This window comes from Paracidovorax anthurii (assembly GCF_003269065.1).
Taxonomy (GTDB): Bacteria; Pseudomonadota; Gammaproteobacteria; order Burkholderiales; family Burkholderiaceae_C; genus Paracidovorax; species Paracidovorax anthurii.
In genome coordinates, this window is record NZ_QLTA01000009.1 from 55,781 (window position 1) to 82,382 (window position 26,602).

Annotated in this window: 22 protein-coding genes; 9 read left to right on the forward strand and 13 right to left on the reverse strand. The window is 71.2% G+C overall.

The window, feature by feature from the left end:
• The first annotated feature begins 51 nt into the window (after positions 1-51).
• Both AX018_RS06565 and AX018_RS06570 read left to right on the forward strand, forming a co-directional pair.
• Positions 52-1,821 carry a tannase/feruloyl esterase family alpha/beta hydrolase gene (locus tag AX018_RS06565; RefSeq protein ID WP_111876503.1) on the forward strand — a complete coding sequence of 590 codons (1,770 nt, stop codon included), beginning with the start codon at positions 52-54 and terminating at the stop codon, positions 1,819-1,821.
• Between the two features lie 26 nt (positions 1,822-1,847).
• A complete protein-coding gene (locus tag AX018_RS06570; RefSeq protein ID WP_245951459.1) occupies positions 1,848-2,423 on the forward strand; it encodes a DUF3237 domain-containing protein in 576 nt (191 codons plus the stop codon).
• Positions 2,424-2,487: 64 nt separating this feature from the next.
• On the opposite strand, the gene AX018_RS06575 is transcribed toward AX018_RS06570, so the two are convergent.
• The 4 genes from AX018_RS06575 to AX018_RS06590 are packed head-to-tail and all read right to left on the reverse strand — an operon-like array spanning position 2,488 to position 7,282.
• The gene (locus tag AX018_RS06575) at positions 2,488-3,651 is read right to left on the reverse strand and encodes a BMP family ABC transporter substrate-binding protein (RefSeq protein ID WP_111876505.1); all 1,164 of its coding nucleotides are present in this window, start codon (positions 3,649-3,651) and stop codon (positions 2,488-2,490) included.
• A gap of 52 nt (positions 3,652-3,703) precedes the next feature.
• Positions 3,704-4,624 carry an ABC transporter permease gene (locus tag AX018_RS06580; protein ID WP_111876506.1) on the reverse strand — a complete coding sequence of 307 codons (921 nt, stop codon included), beginning with the start codon at positions 4,622-4,624 and terminating at the stop codon, positions 3,704-3,706.
• Positions 4,624-5,703 (reverse strand): ABC transporter permease, encoded by a 1,080-nt coding sequence (locus AX018_RS06585; RefSeq protein ID WP_111876507.1) that lies wholly within the window; start codon positions 5,701-5,703, stop codon positions 4,624-4,626. Before AX018_RS06585 ends, AX018_RS06580 begins: the two co-directional genes overlap by 1 nt.
• Positions 5,690-7,282, reverse strand: coding sequence for an ABC transporter ATP-binding protein (locus AX018_RS06590; RefSeq protein WP_111876508.1), 1,593 nt, complete (start codon positions 7,280-7,282; stop codon positions 5,690-5,692). The genes AX018_RS06585 and AX018_RS06590 overlap by 14 nt, the downstream gene beginning before the upstream one ends.
• Positions 7,283-7,500: 218 nt before the next feature.
• On the opposite strand from AX018_RS06590, the gene xdhA reads away from it, so the two are divergent.
• The gene (xdhA, locus tag AX018_RS06595; protein WP_111876509.1) at positions 7,501-9,039 is read left to right on the forward strand and encodes a xanthine dehydrogenase small subunit; all 1,539 of its coding nucleotides are present in this window, start codon (positions 7,501-7,503) and stop codon (positions 9,037-9,039) included.
• Positions 9,036-11,399 carry a xanthine dehydrogenase molybdopterin binding subunit gene (gene xdhB, locus AX018_RS06600; RefSeq protein ID WP_111876510.1) on the forward strand — a complete coding sequence of 788 codons (2,364 nt, stop codon included), beginning with the start codon at positions 9,036-9,038 and terminating at the stop codon, positions 11,397-11,399. The genes xdhA and xdhB overlap by 4 nt, the downstream gene beginning before the upstream one ends.
• 439 nt (positions 11,400-11,838) lie before the next feature.
• Here xdhB and AX018_RS06605 read toward each other — a convergent pair whose 3' ends face one another.
• The 3 genes from AX018_RS06605 to AX018_RS24670 all read right to left on the reverse strand — a co-directional run bounded on the left by AX018_RS06605 (position 11,839) and on the right by AX018_RS24670 (position 13,028).
• Positions 11,839-12,438 carry a TetR/AcrR family transcriptional regulator gene (locus tag AX018_RS06605; RefSeq protein ID WP_245951460.1) on the reverse strand — a complete coding sequence of 200 codons (600 nt, stop codon included), beginning with the start codon at positions 12,436-12,438 and terminating at the stop codon, positions 11,839-11,841.
• Positions 12,439-12,468: 30 nt separating this feature from the next.
• Positions 12,469-12,753, reverse strand: coding sequence for a hypothetical protein (locus AX018_RS24665; RefSeq protein ID WP_146749244.1), 285 nt, complete (start codon positions 12,751-12,753; stop codon positions 12,469-12,471).
• A gap of 83 nt (positions 12,754-12,836) precedes the next feature.
• Entirely contained in the window at positions 12,837-13,028 is a 192-nt protein-coding gene (locus AX018_RS24670; RefSeq protein WP_146749245.1) for a hypothetical protein, read from the reverse strand.
• Between the two features lie 50 nt (positions 13,029-13,078).
• On the opposite strand from AX018_RS24670, the gene AX018_RS06610 reads away from it, so the two are divergent.
• Positions 13,079-13,828: an SDR family NAD(P)-dependent oxidoreductase gene (locus AX018_RS06610; protein ID WP_111876566.1), complete on the forward strand. Its 750-nt coding sequence runs from the start codon at positions 13,079-13,081 to the stop codon at positions 13,826-13,828.
• Between the two features lie 166 nt (positions 13,829-13,994).
• On the opposite strand, the gene AX018_RS06615 is transcribed toward AX018_RS06610, so the two are convergent.
• The 3 genes from AX018_RS06615 to AX018_RS06625 form a co-directional block, all read right to left on the reverse strand.
• Positions 13,995-14,285 (reverse strand): hypothetical protein, encoded by a 291-nt coding sequence (locus AX018_RS06615; RefSeq protein ID WP_211322384.1) that lies wholly within the window; start codon positions 14,283-14,285, stop codon positions 13,995-13,997.
• Between the two features lie 272 nt (positions 14,286-14,557).
• Positions 14,558-16,738: a sensor domain-containing diguanylate cyclase gene (locus AX018_RS06620; protein ID WP_111876512.1), complete on the reverse strand. Its 2,181-nt coding sequence runs from the start codon at positions 16,736-16,738 to the stop codon at positions 14,558-14,560.
• Positions 16,739-17,180: 442 nt separating this feature from the next.
• On the reverse strand, positions 17,181-17,804 hold the full coding sequence (locus AX018_RS06625; RefSeq protein WP_111876567.1) for a Crp/Fnr family transcriptional regulator: 624 nt from the start codon (positions 17,802-17,804) through the stop codon (positions 17,181-17,183).
• Positions 17,805-18,065: 261 nt separating this feature from the next.
• Between AX018_RS06625 and AX018_RS06630 the strand changes: the two genes are divergently transcribed.
• Positions 18,066-19,091: a porin gene (locus AX018_RS06630; protein WP_111876513.1), complete on the forward strand. Its 1,026-nt coding sequence runs from the start codon at positions 18,066-18,068 to the stop codon at positions 19,089-19,091.
• 91 nt (positions 19,092-19,182) lie between these two features.
• Positions 19,183-21,093, forward strand: coding sequence for an EAL domain-containing protein (locus tag AX018_RS06635; RefSeq protein WP_111876514.1), 1,911 nt, complete (start codon positions 19,183-19,185; stop codon positions 21,091-21,093).
• Positions 21,094-21,110: 17 nt separating this feature from the next.
• Here the strand turns inward: AX018_RS06635 and AX018_RS06640 are convergent, their stop codons facing one another.
• Together AX018_RS06640 and xdhC are read right to left on the reverse strand one after the other, a co-directional pair.
• A complete protein-coding gene (locus AX018_RS06640) occupies positions 21,111-22,346 on the reverse strand; it encodes a urate hydroxylase PuuD (RefSeq protein ID WP_111876515.1) in 1,236 nt (411 codons plus the stop codon).
• 240 nt (positions 22,347-22,586) lie between these two features.
• Positions 22,587-23,414: a xanthine dehydrogenase accessory protein XdhC gene (xdhC, locus tag AX018_RS06645; protein WP_111876516.1), complete on the reverse strand. Its 828-nt coding sequence runs from the start codon at positions 23,412-23,414 to the stop codon at positions 22,587-22,589.
• A 143-nt stretch (positions 23,415-23,557) separates the two neighbouring features.
• Between xdhC and AX018_RS06650 the strand changes: the two genes are divergently transcribed.
• Positions 23,558-24,034 (forward strand): hypothetical protein, encoded by a 477-nt coding sequence (locus AX018_RS06650; protein ID WP_111876568.1) that lies wholly within the window; start codon positions 23,558-23,560, stop codon positions 24,032-24,034.
• Between the two features lie 40 nt (positions 24,035-24,074).
• On the opposite strand, the gene uraH is transcribed toward AX018_RS06650, so the two are convergent.
• Positions 24,075-24,425 (reverse strand): hydroxyisourate hydrolase, encoded by a 351-nt coding sequence (gene uraH / locus AX018_RS06655; protein ID WP_111876517.1) that lies wholly within the window; start codon positions 24,423-24,425, stop codon positions 24,075-24,077.
• A 239-nt stretch (positions 24,426-24,664) separates the two neighbouring features.
• On the opposite strand from uraH, the gene ggt reads away from it, so the two are divergent.
• Entirely contained in the window at positions 24,665-26,482 is a 1,818-nt protein-coding gene (ggt, locus tag AX018_RS06660) for a gamma-glutamyltransferase (RefSeq protein ID WP_111876518.1), read from the forward strand.
• The last annotated feature ends 120 nt before the right edge of the window (positions 26,483-26,602 follow it).

The window sequence follows — 26,602 nt, forward strand, 5'->3', positions numbered from 1 at the left end:
ATAGGGCAAATCTCGGTGCACATCCGCCCGCGGCGTGCGCAAGATCGGCGCATGCACACCCTCCCTCCCTGGCGCCCGCGCGCCGCCACCCGGGCCCTGGCGGCCACGGCCCTCGCCGCCCTGGCCGGCTGTTCCGGCTCCCTGGCCCCCTCCCTCCAGCCCCGCGCCGCCGTGGGCGGCGCGCCGGTGGCCGCGTGCGACAGCCTCGCGCACCAGTTCCAGCATCCCGGCACCCGCATCACCCACCTGGAGAGCGTCGCGGCCGGCCAGGTCACGCTGCCGGGCATCCCGACCCCCATGCCCGCGCACTGCATCGTGCGGGGCGCGATGCACGAGCGCGCCGGCGCCATCGACGGCAAGCCCTATGCGATCGGGTTCGAGATGCGCCTGCCGGACGCCTGGAACGGCCGGCTGTTCTACCAGGCCAACGGCGGGCTCGACGGCCAGCTGGTGCCCGCCTGGGGTGGCATCCTGGGCGGCGGCCCCGCGACCAACGGGCTGCTCCAGGGCTTCGCGGTGATCAGCTCCGACGCGGGCCATGCGCTGGACCGCTCCGCCGGCGCGATCGGCGGCGCCACGTTCGGCGTGGACCCGCAGGCGCGGCTGGACTACGGCTACCGCGCCGTGGCCGAGCTCACCCCGATGGCGCGCGCGCTGGTGCGGGCCCACTACGGCAAGGGCCCGGACCGGGCCTATCTGGTGGGCTCGTCCAACGGCGGCCGCCACGGCATGGTCGCGGCCGCGCGGGACAGCGGGCAATATGACGGCATCGTGGTCACGGCGCCGGGCTACCGCCTGCCGCTGGCCGCCGTGACCCAGCTCTGGGGCGCGCAGCAGGTGGCGCGCATCGCCCCGCTCGGCGCGCAGCAGCGGCCCGACCTGCAGGCCGCCCTGCCGCCGGCCGCGCTGGCCGCCGTGGCCGAGCGGGTGCTGGAGCGCTGCGATGCCCTCGACGGCCTGCGCGATGGCCTGGTGCACGACGTGGCGGGCTGCCAGCAGGCCTTCGATCCGCGGCGCGACCTGCCCGTGTGCGGCCCCTCCACGCAGGGCGCCTGCGTGAGCGCCGCGCAGCGCGACACGCTGGCCGCGCTGTTCGCCGGGCCCGCCACCCGCGACGGGCGGCGCTTCTACAGCGACTGGGCCTGGGACGCGGGCGTGCGCGGCAACGACTGGCGCACCTGGCGCTTCGTGCACAGCGTGGGCCAGCGCGACGCCGTGGCCGTGGCCTTCGTGTTCCAGACGCCGCCGGCCTCCCCCGCCGTGCTCACGGGCGAGGGCACCAGCCTCCTGGACTTCGCGCTGGGGTTCGACCTGGACCGCGACGGCCCGCGCATCGGCGCCCGCGACGGCACCTACCGCGAGTCGGCCCTGGAATTCATGCTGCCGCCGGACGCCGACCGCATGGACGCGTTCACGGCCCGGGGCGGCAAGCTGCTGCTGGCCCACGGCACGAGCGACCCGGTCTTCTCGGCCCTGGACACGGTGCGCTGGCTGGACGCCTTCCGCGCCCGCCACGGGCCGCAGACCGACGACATCGCGCGCCTGTACCTCGTGCCCGGCATGAACCACAGCTGGGGCGGCCCGGCCACCGACCAGTTCGATCTGGTCGATGCGATGGTGCGGTGGGTGGAACAGGGGCAGCGGCCCGAAGGGATCGTGGCCGCCGCGCGCGGCCCCGGCAGCAACCTGCCCAACCCCGAGGTGCCCGCCGACTGGTCGCCCCGCCGCACGCGGCTGCTGTGCCCGCACCCGCAGGTGGCCCGCTACGCCGGCCAGGGCGACCCCGAACAGGCCGCGAGCTTCCGCTGCACCGCCCCATGACCCCCCAGGACACGGAGACCCCCGCCATGCCACGCCTCGCCCGCCGCCGCCTGCTCGCCGCCCTACCGGCGGCCCTGGCCCTGGACCCGCTGCGGGCCTGGGCGGACAGCCCCGCCGCCGCTGCCGCTGCCGACGCCCCTCCCGCCAGCGCGGCCGCCGCGGCGGCCGCGGGCGCGCCCCGCACCGAATGGGTGTACGACGCCACCGTGGACATCGACCCCTCGCAGCGGCTGGGCGACGGCCCCCTGGGTGAGCGGCGCATCGTGCCCATCACGGGCGGCACGTTCGAGGGCCCCCGGCTCAAGGGCACGGTGCTGGCCGGCGGCGCCGACCGCCAGACCGTGCGCAAGGACGGCATCGTGCAGCTAGACGCCCTCTACGAGATGAAGACGCACGACGGCGCGGTGATCACCGTCCACAACCAGGTGCTGGTGGACAACAGCCCGCCCGGCGGCGGGCCGCGCTATGCGTTCTCGCACATCCGCCTCGTCGCGCCCACCGGCCCCTACGACTGGCTGAACCGCGCCGTGTTCGTGGGCACACTCACCAGCCTGCGCCCGCAGCGGCAGGCCGTGCTGATCCGCGCCTACCGGCTGGGCTGAAGCAAGCGGCGCCATGAAAAAGGGCCGCGCGGTGCGGCCCTGCCGAAACGATCGCGGGGGAGGCTTACTTGCCGCCGCCCGGCACCGTGCCCTCCACGCCCTTGACGTAGAAGCTGATGCCCGAGAGGAACTTGTCGTCGGCCACCACGTCCTTGGCGAGCACCTCCTTGCCGTCCTGGCCGACGATGGGGCCCTTCCAGATCGAGAACGAGCCGTCGCGCAGCCCGGCCTTGACCTGCTCGACCTTCGCCTTGGTCTCGGCGGGCACGTCCTCGGCGATGGAGACGAGGTCGATCGCGCCCTCCTTCACGCCCCACCAGCTCTGGCCGGTGGTCCACTTGCCTTCGAGCACGTCGCGCGTGGCCTTGACGTAGTACGGGCCCCAGTGGATGACGGCCGAGGCCAGGTGGGCCTTGGGGCCGTAGGCGGTCATGTCGGAATCCCAGCCGAAGGCGCGCTTGCCCTTTTCTTCCGCGGTCTTGAGCACGGCCGCCGAGTCGGTGTTCTGGAACAGCACGTCGGCCCCGCCGTTGATCAGCGAGGTGGCGGCCTCGGTCTCCTTGGGCGGGCTGAACCACTCGTTCACCCACACCACCTTGGTCTTGATCTTCGGATTGACCGACTGCGCGCCCAGCGTGAAGCTGTTGATGTTGCGGATCACCTCGGGGATCGGCACCGAGCCCACCACGCCCAGCGTATGGGTCTTGGTCATGGCGCCCGCGATGACGCCGGCCATGTAGGCGCCTTCGTAGGTGCGGCTGTCGTAGGTGCGCACGTTCTCGGCGGTCTTGTAGCCGGTGGCGTGCTCGAACTTCACGTCCTTGAACTCGGGCGCGAGCTTCTGGAGGGTCTCCATGTAGCCGAAGGTGGTGCCGAAGATCAGCTTGTTGCCCTGGGCCGCCATGTCGCGCAGCACGCGCTCGGCGTCGGCCGATTCGGGCACGCTCTCGACGAAGCTGGTCTGCACCTTGTCGCCGAACTCCTTCTCGATGGCCTTGCGGCCGTTGTCGTGCGCGAAGGACCAGCCACCGTCGCCCACCGGGCCCACGTAGGCGAACGCGATCTTCAACGGCTCGGGCTTGGGCGCCGGGGCCACGGCGGCGGGTGCCGGGGCCGGTGCCGGGGCGGGCGCGGGCTCGTCCTTCTTGCCGCAGCCCGCGAGCGCGGCGGCGGCCATGGCGGAGAGCGCGGCCGCCTTCAGCAGCGAGCGTTTGTGCAGATCGGTCATGTCGGGATTCCTTCCTGGGAAAGGGTGGGTGGGGGTCGAAACGGAGATGATGTCACGCGCCGGGGTGGAACGGCTTGCCCAGCGAGGCCGGCATGTTCGCGCGGATCCACGCCGGATTGCGCGAGATCAGCGCCAGCACCACGATGGTGGCCACGTAGGGCAGCATGCTGAGCAACTGGCTGGCCACCTGCACGCCCGTGGCCTGCAGGTGGAACTGCAGCATCGTCACGCCGCCGAACAGGTAGGCCCCAAGCAACACCCGTGCCGGCCGCCACGTGGCGAAGGTGGTGAGCGCCAGCGCGATCCAGCCGCGCCCGGCCACCATGCCCTCGACCCAGAGCGGCGTATAGACGGTGGAGATGTAGGCGCCCGAGAGCCCGCACAGCGCCCCGCCCACCACCACGGCCGCGAGGCGGATGCGGCGCACCGGATATCCGAGCGCATGCGCCGAGTCGGGCGATTCGCCCACCGAGCGCAGCACCAGGCCCGCGCGCGAGCGGTAGAGGAACCATGACAGCCAGCCCGTGAGCAGCATCGCCAGGTACACCAGCGGGTGCTGGCGGAACAGCGCCGGCCCGAGCAGCGGCAGCTCGCCCAGCACCGGCACGGCGTATTGCGGCAGCGCGGGCAGCTTGGCCTGCACGTACTGGATGCCCGCGAAGGCCGAGAAGCCCGCGCCGAAGAGGCTCAAAGCGAGGCCGGTGGCGTACTGGTTGGTGTTCAGCCAGATCACCAGCACGCCGAACACGGCCGCCAGCAGCGCGCCGGCCCCCATGCCGGCCGCGAAGCCCAGCCAGGTGCTGCCCGTGTGCACGGTGGTGGCGAAGCCCGCGATGGCCGCGCAGAGCATCATGCCCTCGGCGCCCAGGTTCACCACCCCGGCCTTTTCGTTGATGAGCAGCCCCAGCGCGGCCAGCGCCAGCACGGTGCCGGCGCTCAGCGTGGAGCCCAGGAGCAGTGCGTACGACTCCATCACGCGGCCTCCTTGCGCGGCACCGCGCCCGTCCAGCGCACGCGGTAGGCGATCAGCGTGTCGCAGGCCAGCAGCGTGAAGAGCAGCAGCCCCTGGAACACGCCCGTGAGCGACTTGGGCAGCCCCAGGCGCGACTGCGCCAGCTCGCCGCCGATGTAGAACATGCTCATGAGAACGGCCGAGAACACCATGCCCACGGGATGCAGCCGCCCCACGAAGGCCACGATGATGGCCGCGAAGCCGTAGCCCGCCGGCACGTAGGGCGTGAGCTGGCCCAGGGGCCCGGCCACTTCCAGCGCGCCCGCGAGGCCCGCCGCGCCGCCCGAGACCAGCAGCGCCGTCCACAGCGCGCGCCGCGACGAGAAGCCCGCATAGCGCGCCGCCGCCGGCGCGAGGCCGCCCACCTGCTGCGCGAAGCCCGCGCGCGTGCGGAACAGGAACACCCAGAGCGCCGCCGCCGCCGCGAGCGCGATCGGCAGCCCGATGGTCATGCGCGAGCCCTGCACCAGGCGCGGGATCTGCGTCACGCGCTCGAAGGTCCGCGTCTGCGGGAAGTTGTAGCCCATCGGGTCCTTCCAGGGGCCGTAGACGAGGTAGCCCAGCACCAGCGTGGCCACGTAGACCAGCATCAGGCTCACCAGGATCTCGTTGGCGTTGAAGCGGTCGCGCAGCAGCGCCGTGATGCCGGCCCAGCACATGCCGCCCAGCATGCCGGCCAGCAGGATGGCGGGCACGATCCACGGCCCCGTGCCCGGGCCGGCCAGCAGCGCGGTGCCGCCGGCAGCCACCGCGCCGATGACGAACTGGCCCTCCGCGCCGATGTTCCACACGTTGGAGCGGAAGCACACGGCCAGCCCCAGTGCGATCAGCAGCAGCGGCGTGGCCTTGACCATGAGTTCGCCCAGCGCGTAGGCGCTCTTGACGGGCTCCCAGAAGAAGACCTGCAGGCCGCGCACGGGGTCCTTGCCCATGGCGCCGAACAGCAGCACGCCGAGCAGCACGGTGATGGCCAGCGCGAGCAGCGGCGAGCCGAAGGTCCACAGGCGCGAGGCCTGCGGACGGGGTTCAAGCTTGAGCATGCGCGCCCTCCGGGTGGTCCTGGCGGCCCAGATGGGCCTGCACGCCGGCATGCCAGAGGCCGCTCATCCATTCGCCGATGCGCTCCACGGTGGCATCGGCCCGGTCGATGGCGGGCGAGAGGTGCCCCCGGGCGATCACGTGCAGGCGGTCGGCGATCTCGAACAGCTCGTCCAGCTCCTCGCTGAGCACCAGCACCGCGCAGCCCGCGTCGCGCAGCGCGAGGATCTCGCCGCGGATCTGCGCGGCCGCGCCCACGTCCACGCCCCAGGTGGGCTGCGAGACGATGAGCAGCTTCGGGCGCGCGTCGATCTCGCGGCCCACGATGAACTTCTGCAGGTTGCCGCCCGAGAGCGAGCGCGCGGCCGCGTGCGGCCCGCCGGCCTTCACCTGGAAGCGCTCGATGATGCGCCGCGCCTGCGCGGCCAGCGCGCCGGTGCGCACCCAGCCGCCCGCGCCCACGCAGTCCGAGCGCGTGAGCAGCAGGTTGTGCGCCAGCCCCATGGAGGGCACGGCGCCGCGCCCCAGGCGCTCCTCGGGCACGAAATGCAGGCCCAGCGCGCGGCGCCCGCGCGGGCCCAGGCGGCCGGCCTCGCGCCCCGCCACGCGCACCATGGCGGGCGCGGCGCGCGTGTCCTCGCCCGAGAGCGCGTAGAGCAGCTCCTTCTGGCCGTTGCCCGACACGCCCGCGATGCCCACCACCTCGCCCGCGCGCACCTCGAAGCCGACATCGGCCAGGTCCACGCCGAACGGCTCGGCGCGCGGCAGGCTCAGCGCCTCCACCCGCAGCACGGCATCGCCCGTGCGCGCGGGGCGGTGCTCCAGGGCCGGCGGCTCCGCGCCGATCATGAGGCGCGAGAGCGAGGCGTTCGACTCCTCGGCCGGGTTGCACACGCCCGTCACCTCGCCGCCGCGCAGCACCGTGCAGGCGGTGCACAGCGCGCGGATCTCGTGCAGCTTGTGGCTGATGTAGAGGATGCTGCAGCCCTCGGCACTGAGCTGGCGCAGCACCACGAAAAGCTTCTCGACCGCCTGGGGCGTGAGCACCGAGGTGGGCTCGTCCAGGATCAGCAGGCGCGGCGCGGTGAGCAGCGCGCGGATGATCTCCACGCGCTGCATCTCGCCCACCGAGAGCGTGTGCACGGGGCGCTGCGGATCGATGTCCAGCCCGTACCGCGCGGCGGTGCCCTGGATGCGGCGCGCGACCTCGGCGAGCGCCAGGCCCTTGTCCAGCCCCAGCCACACGTTCTCGGCCACGGTGAGCGTGTCGAACAGGCTGAAATGCTGGAACACCATGGCGATGCCGAGCTGGCGCGCCTCCTGCGGGTTGCGGATGTGCACGGGCCGGCCGTCGAACCACAGGGCGCCCTCGTCGGGCTTGACCGATCCGTAGATGATCTTCATCAGCGTGGACTTGCCGGCACCGTTCTCGCCGAGCACCGCGTGCACCTCGCCGGGCTGCACGGAGAGCGACACGCCGCGGTTGGCCACCACGGACGGATAGCGCTTGGTGATGCCCGCGAGCCGCAGGCGCGGCGGCGCGCCGGCGGGGGCTGGGCGGGTGGGAGGGGCCTCATTCATGCGGGCAATTGTCCATGGGTTTGGAAGGCCGGCGCCGGAGGGCGCCCGCCGCGCGCAGCCGCATGCAAGCCCCGTGCCGTGCCCTCGGCCACCGCCACGGCGCATGGCACCGAATTTGCGATGGCAAAGGGCAGGTGGACGCGATACCCTCATGTCCACGGCGCCCCGCCCGCCCCTCCTCCCGGAGGCCGGGCCCAGCCCCCACGAAAGCCCCACGCATGACCCCTTCCCGCCCGATCCGCTTCATCCGCCGGGGCCAGCCCGTGGCGCTGGACTCCGTGCCGCCCGACCGCATGCTGCTGGAGGTGCTGCGCGAGGACCTGGGCGACTGCGGCACCAAGGAAGGGTGCGGCGAGGGCGACTGCGGCGCGTGCACGGTGGTGCTGGGCTCGGCCGGCGAGGACGGCCGCGTGCGCTTCCAGGCCGTGAACAGCTGCATCCGCCTCGCGCACTCCATCGACGGCATGGCGCTGTGGACCGTGGAAGACCTGGCGCACGACCCGCTCATCGCCCCCGCCCCCGCGCCGGACGCGGGCCTGCACCCGGCGCAGGAGGCCCTGGTGCGCTGCCATGGCTCGCAGTGCGGCTTCTGCACGCCGGGCTTCGTCATGAGCCTCTTCGGCATGTACCAGAACCACGCCTGCCGGGGCCGCGCCATCACGCGCGAGCTGGCGGCCGAGGAGCTGTCGGGCAACCTCTGCCGCTGCACCGGCTACCGGCCCATCCTGGAGGCCGCCCAGCGCATGGCCGAGCTGCCGCCACGGCCGGTGGACGAACCCCTTCTGCTACAAAAACTAGAGCAAATTGCCCAGAAAACACGGCGACCTGGGGCCGATTCACCCCCGGAAACCGACGAAGAGGGTTACTGGGCGCCCCCCACGCTGGCCGGGTTGCTGGCCGCCCGCGCCGCCCTCCCCGGCGCGCAGGTGGTGGCCGGCGCCACCGACGTGGGCCTGTGGATCACCAAGCAGCACCGCCGCTTCGCGCAGGTACTGGACGTGACCCGCGCGCAAGAGCTGCGCCGCATCGCCACCGAGCCCGGCCACCTCGCGATCGGCGCGGCCGCCACGCTCGCCGATGCCTTCGCGGCGCTCGCCGCGCACTGGCCGGTGCTGCGGCGCTTCGCGGCGCGCTTCGCGGGCCTGCCGGTGCGCAACTCGGGCACGCTGGGCGGCAACATCGCCAACGGCTCGCCCATCGGCGATTCGATGCCGGTGCTGATCGCGCTGGGCGCGCGCCTCGTGCTGGCCAGCGTGCGCGGCGAGCGCACGCTGGCGCTGGAGGATTTCTACACCGGCTACCGCCGCAACCTGCTGGCGCCCGACGAGATCGTGGCGGGCGTGCGGGTGCCGCTGCCCGCGCCCGGCGGGCGGCTGGCGGCCTGGAAGGTGTCCAAGCGCTTCGACGACGACATCTCGGCCGTGTGCCTGGCCGTGCACCTGTCGCTGCGGGACGGCGTGGTGCAGTCGGCGCGCATCGGCGCGGGCGGCGTGGCCGCCGTGCCGGCGCGCGCGCGGGCCGCCGAGGCCGCCCTGGCCGGCCAGCCCTGGAGCGAGGCCACGGCGCTGCGCGCGGGCGAGGCGCTGCAGGCGGAGTTCTCGCCCATCTCGGACATGCGCGCGAGCGGCGCCTACCGCCGCGAGGTGCTGGCCGCGCTGCTGCGCCGCTGCTGGCTCGAAAGCCCCGAGGCGGGCGACGACCGGCCCACCCCGCTCGACCAGCTGGCCCCGCTGTCCTGGGCGGAGGTCCGGCCATGAACCAGCGCGACGACCTCCCCCCGGTCCGCGCTGCGGAGGCCCCCGTGGCCGACCGGGGCGCGCCGCGCGCCGTGGGCGCATCGCACGCCCACGAGAGCGCCCGCGCCCAGGTGACCGGCACGGCCCACTACATCGACGACCTGCCCGAGGCACGGGGCACGCTGCACGCCGCGCCCATCCTCTCGCCCGTGGCCCACGGGCGCCTGCGGGGCGTGGATGCCGATGCCGCGCTCGCCCTGCCCGGCGTGCGCGCCGTGGTGCTCGCGCGGGACGTGCCCGGCGACCCGGTGCTGGCGGCCTTCGCGCGCGACGAGCCGGTGTTCGCGCAGGACACGGTGCAGTTCGCGGGCCAGGTGGTCGGCCTCGTGGTGGCCGGCACCGCGATGCAGGCGCGGCGCGCGGCGCGGCAGGTGCGGCTGGACATCGAGCCGCTGCCGCCCGTGCTCACCGTGGAGGACGCGCTCGCGCAAGAAAGCTACGTGCTGCCGCCGGTCTTCGTGCGCCGGGGCGATGCGGCCGCCGCCCTCGCCGCCGCGCCGCACCGGCTGCGCGGCACGCTGGAGGTGGGCGGCCAGGAGCACTTCTACCTCGAAGGCCAGATCGCCTACGCCCTGCCGCAGGAGCAGCGCCAGTGGCTCATCCATTCGAGCACCCAGCACCCCGGCGAGGTGCAGCACTGGGTGGCGCACGCGCTCGGCATCGACAGCCACGCCGTCACCGTGGCCTGCCGGCGCATGGGCGGCGGCTTCGGCGGCAAGGAGACGCAGGCCGGCCACCTCGCGGTATGGGCCGCCGTGGCCGCGCACAAGACCGGCCGGCCGGTGAAACTGCGCCTGGACCGCGACGACGACTTTCTCATCACCGGCAAGCGCCACCCCTTCGCCTACGACTGGGAGGTGGGCTTCGACGGCGCGGGCCGCCTCCACGGGCTGCGGCTGCGCATGGCCGTGAACTGCGGCTTCTCGGCGGACCTCTCGGGCCCCGTGGCCGACCGCGCGGTGTTCCACTGCGACAACGCCTACTTCCTGGAAGACGTCGAGATCGCCTCGTACCGCTGCCGCACGAACACGCAGAGCCACACCGCGTTCCGGGGCTTCGGCGGGCCGCAGGGCGTGATCGCCATCGAAACCATCCTGGGCGACATCGCCCGCGCGCTGGGCCGCGACCCGCTGGACGTGCGCCTGGCCAACCTCTACGGCACCACGGAGCGCAACACCACCCACTACCAGATGGCGGTGGAGGACAACATCCTCCACGATTTGCTACCAAAACTAGAGCAAACTTCGCAGTATCGACGGCGACATGCGGCCATTTCTGCCTGGAATTCGGCCCACGCGACGCTCAAGCGCGGCCTGGCGCTCACGCCCGTGAAGTTCGGCATCAGCTTCACCGCCACGCTGTTCAACCAGGCCGGCGCGCTGGTGCACGTCTATACCGATGGCAGCGTGCAGGTGAACCACGGCGGCACCGAGATGGGCCAGGGCCTGCACACCAAGGTGGCGCAGATCGTGGCCGACGAGCTGGGCGTGCCGCTGGCGCGCGTGCTGGTCACCGCCAGCGACACCAGCAAGGTGCCCAACGCCAGCGCCACGGCGGCCTCCAGCGGCACCGACCTCAACGGCCGCGCCGCGCAGTTCGCCGCGCGCCACGTGCGCGACAACCTCGCCGCCTTCGTCGGCGGCCTGGACGGCTGCGGCGCGGGCGCGGTCCGCTTCGAGGATGGCGAGGTCGTCTCCCCGAAGGCCACGCGCCCCTGGGCCGAGGTGGTGAGGGCGGCCTACGCCAACCGCATCCAGCTCTGGAGCGACGGCTTCTACCGCACGCCCAAGATCCACTACGACAAGGCCACGCTCACGGGCCGGCCGTTCTACTACTTCGCCTACGGCGCGGCCTGCACCGAGGTGGCCATCGACACCCTGACCGGCGAGAGCCGCGTGCTGGCCGTGGACATCCTCCACGACGTGGGCCGCAGCATCAACCCGGCCATCGACGTGGGCCAGATCGAGGGCGGCTTCGTGCAGGGCATGGGCTGGCTCACCACCGAGCAGCTCGTGTGGGACGGCCAGGGCCGGCTCGCCACCCACGCGCCCAGCACCTACAAGATCCCGGCCACGGGCGACATCCCCGCGCACTTCCGCGTGGCGCTCTGGCACGAGGCCAATCGCGAGGACAACGTGGGCGGCAGCAAGGCCGTGGGCGAGCCGCCGTTCATGCTGGCGATCAGCGTGTACGAGGCGCTGCGCGATGCCGTGGCGGCGGCGCGGCCGGATGGCGGGGCCAGCGGCCCGGTCCGCCTCGCCGCCCCGGCCACGGCCGAGAACGTGCTGCGCGCACTGGGTCGCGTGCGCGAGAGCCCGTAGCCGGCGCGGGACCCGAGCCCTGATGGGCCGCGGGGCCGCGCTATGGGTTCAGGCTCCGGGAGAGCGCTTCCAGATCATTTTGCTGTACCGGGAATGCGTCTCCAACGGCGCTGCCCGGTGGAGGCGGGTTCAGCAGTTCCTGCCTGCACAGATCCATGTTGCGCAAGATGGCCGTACGGGGGGCAGCGGGAACCGGATGCCGGTCTTCCTGCGCGAAACAGAGGCAGTTGGACAGCGTGAAATGCGCGCACTGCGTCAGCCGGGGAAGCCGTGCTCCGGCCTTGTCGATCTGGATGTGCAGATTCCAGTCCTCTTGAACGTGCGATGACGCGCTGGGCGGTCATGTGCCCCGTGCATCGGGGCTTTGCAGCCCCAATGGATTACCACAAGCACCGGACCTGTTCCATCAGCGGCCACAGGATCGTGCGGGATGCGGCAGCTAGCGACTCGCGCCGTAGCGTAGTCCGTCGATGAAGAGAGCCACCATCCTGCGGGGGTCGGGCTGTTCAGCATATTCAGAAGGAGTGCAGAGGGCCCCCACACCGCATAGGAGTTCCTCCGACTTGATCCCCTCACGAATTTGGCCCGAAGCCATCGCCGCATCCAAAAGGTCTTGAACGACAGGGCGGAGCCTTTCCTGGAAATGTGGGGCCAACGCTTTGAAAGCAGGATCGTCCGAACTCAGGGAGGCTGCAAGCCCGCGCCTGGCTGTTACAAATTCAACATAGCATTCGACCCATTGAACCAGTGCCTCACCCGGCTTGTACTGGGCGGCAAGTTCAATTCCAGCGTTTGCACAGGCATCCACCTCGTTGCAGAGTACCGCCGCGATCAAATCCGAACGTCTTGGGAAGTGGCGATAAATCGTACCGACCCCCACGCCCGCTTTCTGAGCGATCTCACGTACCGGCGCATCCACTCCAGAAGCGTCAAACACCTCTAGCGCGGTTCGCAAAAGCGTATCGAGGTTGCGTTGTGCATCGGCTCGCATGGGACGGGGAGCATTTTCCTTGATGGTCTTGTTGTTCTTGCTATTCAATTCGACTCCTCTCTGAGATCCAATTTCCAATCATTTGGATTCCATGAACACCCTGTCACGCCCCCGGCCTGGTATGCAATCAGCCTGAAGCGGGGCCGGCGATCGAAGCAGCAGACGGGGTCGTGCAGAACTTGCCCCGGCACCCCGCACGCCGCCCCAGGCGCGCTGGTTGCACTCGCCTTCAACATCATTGATCTCCCACGCCTGCGCCGCGAAGTCCACAGGATCGGCCACGTTGCACAGCGCTTCACCGATCTTGTCGAGCCCGCTTTCGGGTGACTGCGCTGCAAACAGGCGGGCCTTGATCACCACCATGCTCTCGCCACGTCATGCACCCAGGTCATGCCCCGCGGCTGGCTGGGCCTCGGGCCGTTCGAGGGCCCCCTGACCAACCAACCTCAGAACGTGTTCACGATCTCAGGGCCCTCGACGTTGTCTTTTTTTGACAGCGCACCCCAGGAACCCGCGAGCACGGTCAGCGATAGGGCTTGAAAAACGGAACAACGTTCCGCATAATTCAAAAGCGGATCGATGTTCCAGTTAAATTCTAGCCTGAGCACGCTGGTTCCATCTACCGCTTCAAGGGCCACTTGTCGCTCACCAGTTCACATCAAACACGCTCACCGCGTTGGAGAAGATTATGGGTAAATTGGATGGTAAGGTCGCTGTCATCACTGGCGGCAGCGATGGAATGGGGCTGGCAACAGCCAGGCTGTTCGCCCGCGAAGGCGCCAAGGTCGTCATCACCGGCCGCGATCAGGCAAGGCTGGATGCCGCAGTTCAAAGCATCGGAAATGGTGTCGACGCGATCGGCTGCGATATTTCCAAGATGGCGGATATTGAGAGACTGCGCGAATTCGCCAAGCGAAAATACGGCCGCGTCGATATCCTTTTTGCCAATGCGGGTGCGGCGCGACCGAACATGTTCGAATACATGTCGGAGGAAGAATTCGACTTCACGATCGCTTGCACATTCAAGGGAACGTACTTCACGGTGCAAAAGCTCCTGCCGCTGATGGCTTCTGGCGGCTCGATCATCCTCAATACCACGACGCTGACAACAAAAGGTCTTCCCTATGTCAGCGTTTATTCGGCGGGGAAAGCGGCCATTCGCTCGCTGGCCCGATCACTCGCGGCGGAACTCACCCACAAGGGCATCAGGGTGAACGCCATGGCACCCGGCTACATCGATACGGACCAAGCGCGCAAATCGGGCGTAAGCGAGGAAATGATCGAGCAGACGAAGGCCCATGTACACACCCAAATTCCGATGCACCGCAGCGGCACCGTCGATGAAATCGCGAGTGTCGTCCTATTTCTCGCCTCCGACGATTCGTCCTACATGACGGGTAGCGAACTGTGCGTCGATGGTGGCTGGAATCAGGTCTAGCATGCAGAACGCTTCTCGTGAGTGAGATAGCCCGCTGATTCCCCGGCCCCGTCCTGTCACTTTTATCTTTAGAGATAGGAACAGGGCCGTGCACATGGCCAGGCATGCAGAGTCAATAGGGGCACCTCTCAAAATCCCGAACTCGGCCGTTCGGCATCCTTGGGAATCAATAGGTTATGGTGCCGAGAAGTGCGAATCCGGAGGTTTTGAGAGGTTCCCAGATATCCGGGAATCCCTTTTTTCTTAGGCCGGAAAGGTATGGCACCTTGTCTCCAGGCTGAATCAGGATGGTCTTTTTTCGAACCGGATCGACCGTGGCGATCTTGCCGACGGGTCTTTGGAGTTCATCCCGCCCCGGGAAAACCAGCTTCGGCCACCCTTTCCCCGGCCCGTATTGAATCCGCCCATCCTCGATGGGCTCCGCAGATCCCTCCCGGAACCAGGGGGCAAGTGGCATTTTTCTTTTCTTCCTGAGCCATGCACGGGATGGCGGCCTCGTTGCCGCCCGCCTCGGGCGCCGGTCCGCAGGGGCCCGGCGCGGCACGCACTGTGCATGAAGCGGCCGGCTTTTCGGGCCCACCCGCCGCCTCCGCTCCATCGAACAGCATGTTTCCATGCAGCCTGTGGACAAGAGCGGCTTTGCTGTTCGCTTCCCATGCCCGCGGCCATTGCCGGCCCCGTTGCGGGCGGGGGCCTCCGTCAGACCTCCGGGATGTTCCCGCCACCCCCTCACGGCGTGCCGGAGCCCTCGCCGCGCGCCAGCGCGCGCACCTCGACCCGGTCGCGGCCAGCGCGCTTGGCCTCGTAGCAGGCCATGTCGGCCGCGTGCAGCACGGCCGTGACGTCGTACACGTGGCCGTCGAGCGGCACCATACCGATGCTCACGCCCAGCGTGTAGCTGCGTCCCTGGTACCACGGCTCCCAGGCGCGGATGGCGGCGCACAGCTGCTCGGCGATGGCCCGGCCGCGCGCGATCGTGCAACTGGGCAGCACCACGGCGAACTCGTCCCCGCCCAGCCGCGCCGCCCAGCCCACATGGCGGACCTGGTTCTCGATGAGCCGCCCCACGTGGCGCAGCACGTCGTCGCCCGCGTCGTGCCCGGCGATGGCATTCACCACCGTGAAATGGTCGAGGTCGAGGAACAGCATCACGCCCTCGGCGGGCTCGCCGGCATGGGCCGGGTCCTGCGCGTCCGGCGCCGGCGCGGGCGCCCCGTCCTGGTGCCCCGGCGGCGCCCCGAAGGGGCGCTGCGCGCGGTCCGCGAGCAGCGTGTGCAACCGCTGCTGGAAGGCCTCGCGGTTGGCCAGCTGGGTGAGCGGGTCGTGCCCGGCCGGCCAGTTCTGCTGCCGCCGCGCCTCGCGCGCGGCCGTGAGGTCCTCCAGCATCCAGACCGTGCTCGCCGCGTCCGGCGGCGCGCCGTCGCGCAGCGCGCGGCCCAGCACCCGCGCCCAGATGGCACCGCCGTCCTTGCGCACGAAGCACACGTCGCCGTCGAAGGCACCATGGGCCTCGAACTCCGCGCGCACGCGGCGGCCCACGTGCGCATAGGCCGCGTCGCTCGCGTAGAGCATGCGCGCGGGCTGACCCAGCAGCTCGTGAGGCTCGTAGCCCAGCATGCGGCAGGCCTCCAGCCCCACCACCTCCAGGCCGCCGGCGCGCGTAATGACGATGCCCGCAGGCGCATGGTCGAGCACGGCCTGGAAGTGGTCCTGCAGCACGTCGGCGCGCCGCTGGACGCGGCGGCGCTCATCGATGAGGCTGCGGCAGGCGTGGGCGAGCGCATCCACCTCGCCCCGGCCGCTCGGCCAGGGTGCGTCGTCGGGCATGCCCGGGCCGGCGGCGCGGGCCGCGCGGCGGCACAGCCGCGCCAGGGGCTGCGCCAGCAGCGCGATCCCGGCGGCGGCCAGCAGCGCCACCAGCGTGGCGGCGGCGGCGGCTCGCCATGCGCCGACCTGCCGCGCGCCCGCGAGCGGCTGCAGCGCCGAGCGCGAATCGCTCACCCGCGCCACCAGCCACTGCGGCAGCGGCAGGCCCGCCACGCTGACCACGTGCTCCGGCAGCACCTCCGAGAACCCGCGCCCCGCCACCACGGCCTGCCCGCCCTGCAACGCGCGCTCATAGACCTGCGCCAGCCCCGGCTCGTCGCGCACCTGGCCCAGCACCCGCGACGGATCGGGGTGAGAGAGGATGGTGCCGTCGCGCGCGAAGACCACCAGCCGCGAATCGGCGCGCGCGGGCAGCGCCATCGAAGGCGGCAGCAGCCCCTGCGACTGCAGCCGCAGCGTGCCCGCGAGCGCGCCGGCCACGCTGCCCCCGTCCGCGCGGTGCAGCGGCAGGGTGAACATCACGCGGCCGTCGGACGGGCCGCTGCCGATCACGCCCGACACCAGCGGCTTGCCCTCCAGCAGCGTGCGGCGCAGCTGGTCGCGCTCCTGCGGCTCCAGCTCCCCGCCCTGCTGCGGTCGGCCGTTCTGCCACTGCAGGCTGAGCCGCCCGTCCTGCCGCGCGATCTGCATGGCGTCGAAGAAACGCGCGCCCGGCAGCCCCTGGCGCAGCAGCCCGTCCAGCGGCTCGGGCGATTCGAGCATCGCGGGCGTGATGCCCTCGGCCACGGTGGCCAGCACGCGCTGGCTCTGCTCGATCTTGCTGGAGAGCAGCCGCGCGATCGCCTCGACCTCGTCGGTCTGCCGGTCCACCAGCCGGTGCAGCGTGTCCTGCTGGGCCGCGCGCGCCACCAGCCAGGCCGACAACCCGCCCGCCAGCAGCACGGCCAGCACGGCGATGGCGATGGTGCGCAGCACGAGCGTGCCGGGCAGCGCCCATCGGCCCTCGTGCCCTTCGTCGTGCACGGTGGCAAAGGCACGCAGGCGCGTGCGCGCGTCCGGTGGGGCGATGGGTGGCGCGGTCATGCGCGCTCCGCGCGGAGCGCGCCTGCAAAACCGGGGAAACAGGTGTCGCGGAGCATGCGGGGGCGTACGTCGTCGTTGGCAGGCGGATGCCCCGTGGGTGCGGGGGCCTGTCAGCCAATATACGCAGCGCCTCCCGGACCGGCGTTGGGTGGAACCCGGGGAGGCCGCCCCGGGAGAACCCGGATGGCGGAGCGCCCCGCGGACCGATCCCCGAATGCCCCAATGCCCACGCCCGATGGCCCGCCGCGCCCACACCCGCGACCCCATGCAAACAGGTATTTATTGCAAGCCGATACGGAAACCACATCCGTCGGCAGCCACGGACGTGGCGACGGCCGATGGCTGGATCAAGGGGCTGCGCATTTCCGTCAGCGGCAACACCATCGCCGTGCGCCCCGAAAAGCCGGAGGGCGACCGATGCCGCCTGCCGGGCTGCGGGCGGTCAGCCACCCGCCACCATGCGCAGCTCCACGGGCTGCGGCAGCGTGAGCACGTTGCCCGTGCCCGCGATGAGCCCGTGCTCGCGCAGGTGGCGCAGCACGCGCGACAGGGTTTCCGGCGCGATGCCGAGCTGCGCCGCGATGAGGCGCTTGCGCTGGCTCAGGGTGACGCGCAGGGCGCCCGCGCCGTCCTGCTCCGCGTGGCGCAGCAGCCACTGCGCGCAGCGGGCCTCGGCATCCTGGGCCAGCCGGCTCACGGCCAGTTCGGTCTGCTGGAGATAGCCCGAGGCCATGTCGCGCACCAGGCCCTGGGCCGGCGACGGCAGGGCCGACACCCCGCGCAGAAACGCGGCCAGCGGCACGCGGCGCAACTGCACGCGGGAATCCGCCACCATGTCCACCGGACACGGCTGGCCGAGCAGCGCCGAGGCCGCGTCGAGCCAGAACGGCCCCTCCGCCACCCCGAGCTGGTGCCGCAGTTGCCCTTCCTCGCGCACGCCGAACACCACGCGGCCACTGTCGAGGTACAGCACCGAGGCGGACTGCTCGTGGCGCTGGCGCAGCACCTGGCCGGCGGCGGCCACTTCGCAGGGCGTGGAGGGGTCGCTGGAAGGGATGGGGAACATGGGCCGCACTGTGGCGCCACGCCGGCGCGCGCGTGTTGAGCAAGGTCAAAGGCGCCACGTGGCCCAGCCGTGCCTGCGAGTCGCGGGCGCGCGGCATCACGCTCCGCGCCGGGGTCGGCAGTCTTCGGCACGCTAGTTGCTTGCCAAGCCTGGGCCTCCTCAGGCACCCTCCGCCCCGCAGCCCCGATGCCTCGCGGTGGTGCATGGCGGCCCCTTCCGCCGTTCCTTTTTTCTTTTTGTGTCGTTGTGGACAGGAGTCTTATGAAAAAAAACCTGATCGCTCTGGGCGCCGCGCTGCTGTGCGCCGCCGGAGCCCACGCCCAGAGCACGGTTCAGCTCACGGGGCTGGCCGACCTCTATGTCGGCTCCATGAAGATGGCCGGCGACGCGGGCCGACAGTCCGTGGTCAACAGCGGCGGCATGACCACGTCCTGGTTCGGCTTCAAGGGCTCGGAGGACCTGGGCGGCGGCCTCAAGGCCGAGTTCCAGCTGACCTCGTTCTTCCAGGCCGACACGGGCACGCCCGGCCGCTTCACGAACGACACCTTCTTCTCGCGCGATGCCAACGTGAGCCTCGCGGGCGATTTCGGCTCGGTGCTCGTCGGCCGCTGGATGGCGCCCAACTTCCTGCCCTCCGTGGTGGGCAACCCGCTGGGCGACTCGTTCACCTTCTCGCCGCTGATCCTGCACATGAACGTGCCGCTCTTCAACGGCACCGGCTGGGCCGCGACCACGCCCGCCGACACGGGCTGGAGCAACCAGATCGTCTACAGCACGCCCAAGATCGGCGGCTTCTCGGCCAACCTGCAGTACCAGTTCGGCGAACAGGCGGGCAACAACGGCCGCAAGAACGTGGGCGCGAACTTCTTCTACTTCGGCGGCCCGCTCACGCTGACCGGCTTCTATGAACGCGACCAGATCGGCAACCCCGGCCAGGGCGCCTACCTGGGCACCACCCGCAAGGACTGGATGCTCCTGGGCGCCTACGACTTCCAGGTGGTCAAGCCCTTCCTGAGCTACGGCGAGGCCAAGGCCGACAACACCACCAACAAGGCCAAGACGGTGCAGTTGGGCGCGTCCATCCCCACCGGCCCGTCGGGCAAGGTGCTGGTGGAATGGGTCAAGACCGAGATGTCGCAGACCGACATCGACCGCAAGACCTTCACCGTGGGTTACGACTATTTCCTCTCCAAGCGCACCGACGTGTACGCCATGCTGATGAACGACCGCATCACCGCGCAGACCAAGGGCAACAGCTTCGGCGTGGGCATCCGCCACCGCTTCTGAAACCGGCCCGGAGCACGGGAGGCGCCCGCCGGTGTCATTCCGTTGTCACATCCACCTTCTACCGTGTGCGGGTTTGTATGGGGATGTAACGATGAATGATGCGCCGTATCCGGCCCTGCGGGAGGGCGTGCTCGCCGCCCTGTCGCCGGCGGTTCGCGAGAGCGACAGCCCGCTGGCGCAGCTGATGCGCGGCGATGGGTTGCATTGCGTCTTCCAGCCCCTGGCCGATCTGCGCGAGGGCGGCATCTACGCGCACGAGGCGCTCATCCGCGGCCCCGCGGACTCGCCCCTGCACACGCCCGACGCCCTGCTGGCAGCCGCGCGGCAGGAGGGCATCCTGCAGGATTTCGAGCTGCTGTGCGCCTTTGTCGCGCTGCGGCAGTGGGGCGGGCTCGGCGCGCCCGGGCGCCTCTTCATCAACATCAGCGCGGACGCCCTGGTGCAGGGCGTGGCGCTGTGCGCCGGCATGCCGGTGGGGGCCTCCATGCAGGCCACGGGGGTGCCCGCCGACCTCGTGGTGCTGGAGATCACCGAGCACGAGCGCGTGACCGACATGGCCTCGCTGCGCGACGCGCTGCGGCAGGTGCACGCCAGCGGCGCGCGGCTGGCGCTGGACGATTTCGGCGACGGGCGCTCCAGCCTGCGGCTGTGGTCCGAGGTCAAGCCCGACTTCGTGAAGATCGACAAGTTCTTCGTGCGCGACATCAGCGCCCAGCCCGGCAACCTGCAGATGCTGCAGGCCATCAAGGGCATCGCCGACGTGTTCGGCACCACCCTCATCGCCGAGGGCATCGAGACCCGCGAGGACCTGCGCGCGGTGCGCGACCTCGACATCCCCTTCGGCCAGGGCTACCTGCTGGGCCGCCCCGCGCCCGCGCCGCGCGAGGCCATCGAGGCGCCGGCGCTCGACGTGCTGCGCGACCGCCGCGTGGCCGTGCTGCCGCACCGGGGCCAGAACGCACGCCCGGGCATCCTGCGCAACCTGCTGGTGGCGCACGCGCCCACCGCCGCGCCCGACACCCACAACGACGAGGTGGCGGGCTTCTTCAAGACGCATCCCGAACTGCACGCGATCGCCGTGGTGGACGGCACCCGCCCCCTGGCGCTCATCAACCGCCAGCAGTTCATGAACCACTACGCCACGCTCTACTTCCGCGAGGTGCACGGGCGCAAGCCCTGCATGGCCTTCGCCAACCACGCCCCGCGCGTGGTCGAGCTCGATTGCGACGTGGACCAGCTCGTGGGCATCCTGACCTCGCAGGACCAGCGCTACCTGAGCGACGGCTTCATCGTCACCGACAACGGCCGCTACGCCGGCCTAGGCACGGGCGAGCAGCTCGTGCGCAGCGTGACCGAGGCGCGCATCGAGGCCGCGCGCCACGCCAACCCCCTCACCTTCCTGCCCGGCAACATCCCCATCAGCCTGCACATGCAGCGGCTGATCGACAGCGGCACCGGGTTCGTCGCCTGCTATGCCGACCTGAACCACTTCAAGCCCTTCAACGACTACTACGGCTACTGGCGCGGCGACCAGATGATCCGCCTCGTGGCGCGCCTGGCCGTGGCCCACTGCGACGCGCAGCGCGACTTCATGGGCCACGTGGGCGGCGACGATTTCATGCTGCTGTTCCAGAGCGACGACTGGCTGCAGCGCTGCCAGCGCATCGTGGACGACTTCGGCCGCGAGGCGCTGAACCTCTTCGACGACGCCGCGCGCAAGGCCGGCGGCATCTGGGCCGAGGACCGCCACGGGGTGAAGCGGTTCTTTCCGTGCACCACCCTCGCCATCGGGGCGGCCCGCATCGCGCCCGGCTCGATCCGCCGCGCCGAGGAGGTGGCCAATTTCGCGGCCCTGGCCAAGCACGACGCCAAGCGCTCGGCCAACGGGCTGGCCTGGCGCACGGCCGAGCCGCCCACGGCGTCCGCATCCGGGCATGCCGCCGGCCGCGCCGGCCCCTGGAGCCCGCAGCGCCACGCCGTGACGGGCAGCGCCATGCGCTAGCACCGGGTCGGTCGGTCTCAGGGCACCGGCGCGCCGCCCTCGAACCAGCGCCGCACCAGCGCGCGCTCCTCGTCCGTCATGCCGGTGGCGTTGTTCATGGGCATGAGCTTGAGCACGGCGGCCTGCTGGTAGATGGCCTGCGCGTGCTGCTTCACCGACTCGGCGGAATCCAGGCGCAGGTTCTTCATCTGCACCGTCTCGCCGTGGCACAGCGTGCAGCGCTGCGCCAACACGGGCTGCAGCGCCGCGTAGCCGATGGGCATCGGCGCTCCTGAAACAGGAGCACCTTTCGCAGCATCCACGCCGACATGGAGCGCTTTTTCAGGCATGGGACGCATCCAGGCGATGGTGCCGGCGATCACCGCCACCCCGGCGAGCGCATAGGGCAGCGGATGGCGGTTGCGCCCGAGCTTCCAGCCGTGGCGCATCACGAAGAACTGCCGGACGGCCGCGCCCGCAAACATCATGAGGATGAGCACCAGCCAGTTCTGCGGGTGGCTCCAGGTGAAGCTGTAGTGGTTGGACAGCATCGCGAACAGCACCGGCAGCGTGAAGTACGTGTTGTGCACGCTGCGCTGCTTGCCGCGCTGGCCGTGGACGGGGTCCACCGGCTGCCCGGCGCGGATGGCCGCCACCATCTTCCGCTGGCCCGGGATGATCCAGAAGAGCACGTTGGCGCTCATGGTGGTGGCGATCATCGCGCCCACCAGCAGGAAGGCCGCGCGGCCCGCGAACCAGTGGCAGGCCAGCCACGAGGCCACGCACACCAGCCCGAACACCAGCGCCCCCACGATGGCGTCGCCGTGCCGGCGCGGCCCGAAGGCGCGGCAGACGGCGTCGTAGAGCAGCCAGAACACCACCAGGAAGCCCAGCGCCGCCGCGATGGCGGCGGCGGGCGCCCAGTCCATGCGCGACTTGTCGATGAGGTAGGTGCTCGCGCTCCACAGGTAGGAGACCGTGAAGAGCGCGAAGCCGCTCAGCCAGGTGCTGTAGCTCTCCCAGTAGAACCAGTGCAGGTGCGCGGGCAGCTTCGGCGGCGAGACGGCGAACTTGACCGGGTGGTAGAAGCCCCCGCCGTGCACGGCCCACAGCTCGCCGCTCACGCCCTGGCGCTTCAGGTCCTCGTCCTGCGGCGGCGTGAGGCTGGAGTCGAGGAAGACGAAGTAGAACGACGACCCCACCCAGGCGATCGCGGTGATGACGTGGACCCAGCGCAGCAGCAGGTTGGCCCAGTCGAGGAGATAGCTTTCCATGAATGCTCTCGGCCCGGGCGGCCCGCGCTGGCCGCGCGCCGCCCCGGCAAGCTGCTCACCACTGCGGGCGCTTTGAGCAGTCGGAAAAAAGGCCGCGCACCTGGGCGCGCCCCGGCCCCGGCGAGGGGGCGTGGCGCGCGGGAGCACCGCTGCGGCCCGTGGATGCAGGCCAGTGTATGCACGTTCCGTTCCCGCCGACAGCGGGTTTCACCCACGCCGGGGCGGCCCCGCTCCCGGCGCTCATGCGGGATCCGGCGGCGCCAGCGTGGCCAGCAGCTGCGCGGCCACCGAGACCGCGATCACCTCCGGCTCCTTGCCCGCGATGCCGGGCATGCCGATCGGGCAGGTCACCTGCCGCAGCTCGTCCCGCGAAAAGCCCCGCGCCTCCAGGCGGTGCGAGAAGGTCGCCCATTTGGTGCGGCTGCCGATGAGGCCGATGAAGGGCAGGTCGGCCCGCGCCCGCTGCCGCGCGAGGCAGGCGGCCACCACGTCGAGGTCTTCCGCGTGGCTGAAGCTCATGACCAGCACGCGCGAGCCCGGCGCCAGCCCCGGCACCGCCGCCTGCACGGGCTCGGAATGCTCGCAGCGGGCCTGCGCGCCGGCCTCCTGCGGGAACACGCTGTCGCGGCTGTCGATCCAGGTGAGCGCGAACGGCAGCGGCGCCAGCACCCGTGCCAGGGCATGCCCCACGTGGCCCGCGCCGAACAGCGCGACCGGCGCGAGCGCGGGGGCGAGCCGCCGCGCCAGGGCCTCGCGGTCCTGCGGGCCGGCGAGCGTGAAGCGCAGGTGCACCACGCCGCCGCAGCACTGCCCCAGGCTGGGGCCCAGCGCGAAGCGCGCCACCGCCGGCCCCTCGCCGCCCGCGAGGCGCCGCAGCGCCTCGCGGTGGGCATCCCATTCGAGCCGCCCCCCGCCGATCGTGCCCACCAGCGCCCCGCCGGGAAAGACGGCCATCCACGCGCCGCGCCCGCGCGGCACGGAGCCTTCGGTAGACTCCACCTCCACCACGCAGGCCGGCCCGGCGGCCAGGCCTTCGAGCAGCGCGCGCCACGCCGGCGTCAACCCCATGGCGTGCCCCAGCGTTTCGCAACCCACCGCCCGGCACATGCCGGCCCCCCGCTTCCGTACCCAGCCCACGCCCCTCCATGCACCCCTCTCCCACCCCCCGAAAAGGCGCGGCGCGCGGCCGCCACTGGTTCCTGGCCGGCCTGATGGCGGCCGTGGCCTCGCTGATCGCGGCCTGCAAGTCGGCCCCCGAATCGGCCACGGCGCCGGACGGCGGCACCTCCGTGCCGGCCAGCACGGGCGTGGCGGGGCCCGAGCCCGCCGCGCGCGGCTCGGCACGCGCCTCGGCCGCCGACAGCCCGCGCGCCTACCGCCAGGACGCGGCCACGCACCTCTATGGCCTGAACCAGTCGCGCATCTACCCCGGCAAGCTGCCGCCCATGCTCTATGCCATCGGCACGCTGCAGGTGGACATCGACCGCAACGGCCAGGTCACGCGCCTGCACTGGATGCGCGCGCCGCGCCACGCGCCCGAGGTCGTCGCCGAGATCGAGCGCACCGTGCGCGCCGCAGCGCCCTACCCCGTGCCCACGCGCCTGGGCCGCGTCACCTACACCGACACCTGGCTGTGGGATAAATCCGGGCGCTTCCAGCTCGACACGCTGACCGAGGGCCAGCTCTGAGAACGTATTCACGGTCCCGCAGGGGTCGCCCTGAACGTGCTCAGGAGCCACGGTAGGTCGAATAGCTCCACGGGCTGACCAGCAGCGGCACGTGGTAGTGCTGGTCGGCGTGGGCGATGCCGAAATCCAGGCTCACGCAATCCAGGAAGTTCGGCTCGGGCAGCGCCACGCCGCGCGCCCGGAAATACGCCCCCACCTCGAACGCGAGCCGGTAGGTGCCCCGGCGCACGCCGGCGTGGTCGAAGAGCGGCGCATCGGGGCGGCCGTCGGCGTTGAGCACCAGCGCCTTGAGCAGCCGGGCCTGGCTGCCGTCCGTGGCGTAGAGCGACACGGCCATGCCCGCCGCGGGGCATCCGTGCATGGTGTCGAGAACGTGGGTGCTGAGGCCCATGGGCACATCTCCTTCGCAAACAGCGGGGCACGCGGCCCTGCGCAGCAGTGTATTCAGCGCCGCGCAGGCGCAGCACGCAGGGTCCGTGCCCGCGGGCGGGCGGGCCCGGGAATGTCCCGCGCCTGTAACGAACCGTGACGCCCTGTTTCACGGTACGTTCTACACTGGCCGCCCCTCCGGTGGCGCCCGGCGCACCGGCTCGACAGATCCGACAGGAAGAAAGGAAAGGGCTTCGACCGATGACCACCCCCCGTCTCCACCGCCCCTGGCTGCTCGCTGGAAGCAGCGCGCTCGCGCTGCTGACCATCGCGGGATGCGCGAACCTCCCGGACGGCTCGCCCGTGGCCGCGGGCACCGCCCCGGCCGCGGCCAGCGCGCCCGCGCAGACCCCCGCCGCGCGCGCGGCGGGCGCCGCCTACGACATGGACATGGACGTCTTCCACCCGGTGGTGGCGCGCAACGGCATGGTGGCCTCGGAGCAGGAACTGGCCTCCAAGGTGGGCCTGGACATCCTGCGCGCGGGCGGCAACGCGGTCGATGCCGCCGTGGGCGTGGGCTTCGCGCTCGCGGTGGTGCTGCCCAACGCGGGCAACCTGGGCGGCGGCGGCTTCATGATGCTGTACGACGCCAAGAGCGGCAAGAGCATCGCGCTCGACTTCCGCGAGGTCGCGCCGCGCCAGGCACGGCGCGACATGTACCTCGACGAGAAAGGCAACGTCGTGGACGGCAAGTCGCTCTACACGCACTACGCGGTGGGCGTGCCCGGCACCGTGGCCGGGCTGGAGCACGCGCTCAAGACCTGGGGCACGATGCCGCTGGCCAAGGTGATCGCCCCGGCCGTCGCGCTCGCGGACAAGGGCTTTCCCGTGAGCCTCACGCTGGCCAAGACGCTGGCGCAGGAGCGCGAGACCATGGGCCGCTGGCCCGCCACGCGCCAGATCTTCTGGCGCGGCGACGCGCCGCTCAAGATCGGCGACCGGCTGGTGCAGAAAGACCTCGCCCAGTCGCTGCGCCTCATCTCGCAGCAGGGCGCCAAGGCCTTCTACCAGGGCCCGATCGCGCGCCGCATCGCCGCCGAGATGGCGCCCTACCCCGGCGCCATCACGCTGCAGGACCTGCGCGACTACGAGGTGGTGGAGCGCAATCCCGTGCGCGGCACCTACCGCGACCACGAGATCGTGACCATGCCACCGCCCTCCTCCGGCGGCGCGCACCTGGTGCAGATCCTCAACATGCTCGAGCCCCAGCCGCTCGCCCAGTGGGGCCCGGGCAGCGCGCAGACCATCCACACCATGGCCGAGAGCATGAAGCTCGCCTACGCCGACCGCTCCGAATACCTGGGCGACCCCGACTTCGTGAAGGTGCCGCTCAAGGGCCTGACCTCCAAGGCCTACGCCGCCTCGCTCGCGAAGACCATCGACCCCAACAGGGCCCGCCCCGCCAAGGACATCAAGCCCGGCCAGCCCCAGCCCTACGAAAGCGACCAGACCACGCACTTCTCGGTGGTGGACAAGGCCGGCAACGCCGTGGCCGTGACCTACACGCTCAACACCAACTTCGGCAGCGGCATCGTCGCCAAGGGCACGGGCATCCTGCTCAACAACGAGATGGACGATTTCGCCGCCAAGCCCGGCGTGGCCAATGCCTACGGCCTCGTGGGCGGCGACGCCAACGCGGTGGCCGGCGGCAAGCGCCCGCTCTCGTCGATGACGCCCACCATCGTGCTCAAGAACGGCAAGCCCATGCTGGTCACGGGCAGCCCGGGCGGCGCACGCATCATCACCACCGTGCTGCAGACCGTGGTCAACGTGGTGGACTTCGGCATGAACCCCGCCGAGGCCGCCGCCGCGCCCCGCGTGCACCACCAGTGGACGCCGGACGAACTGCGCATCGAGAACGGCTTCTCGCCCGACACGCTGGCGCTGCTCCAGGCGCGCGGCCACCACCTGGCCCTCAAGCCCTCAATGGGCCGCACGCAGACCATCCAGGTCAAGGACGGCATCCTCTACGGCTACTCCGACCCGCGCAACCCGGACGGCCGCACGCTGGGCTATTGACCCTGCGCGGCGTCCACCGCCGCCCCGGGCCCGCGCAGCCGCCTTCGGGCGGCTTTTTTCATCGTCGGGCCGCCCCAAGATGAAAAACGTCTCCTTGGGGGGCAGCGACCCCGCGCAGCG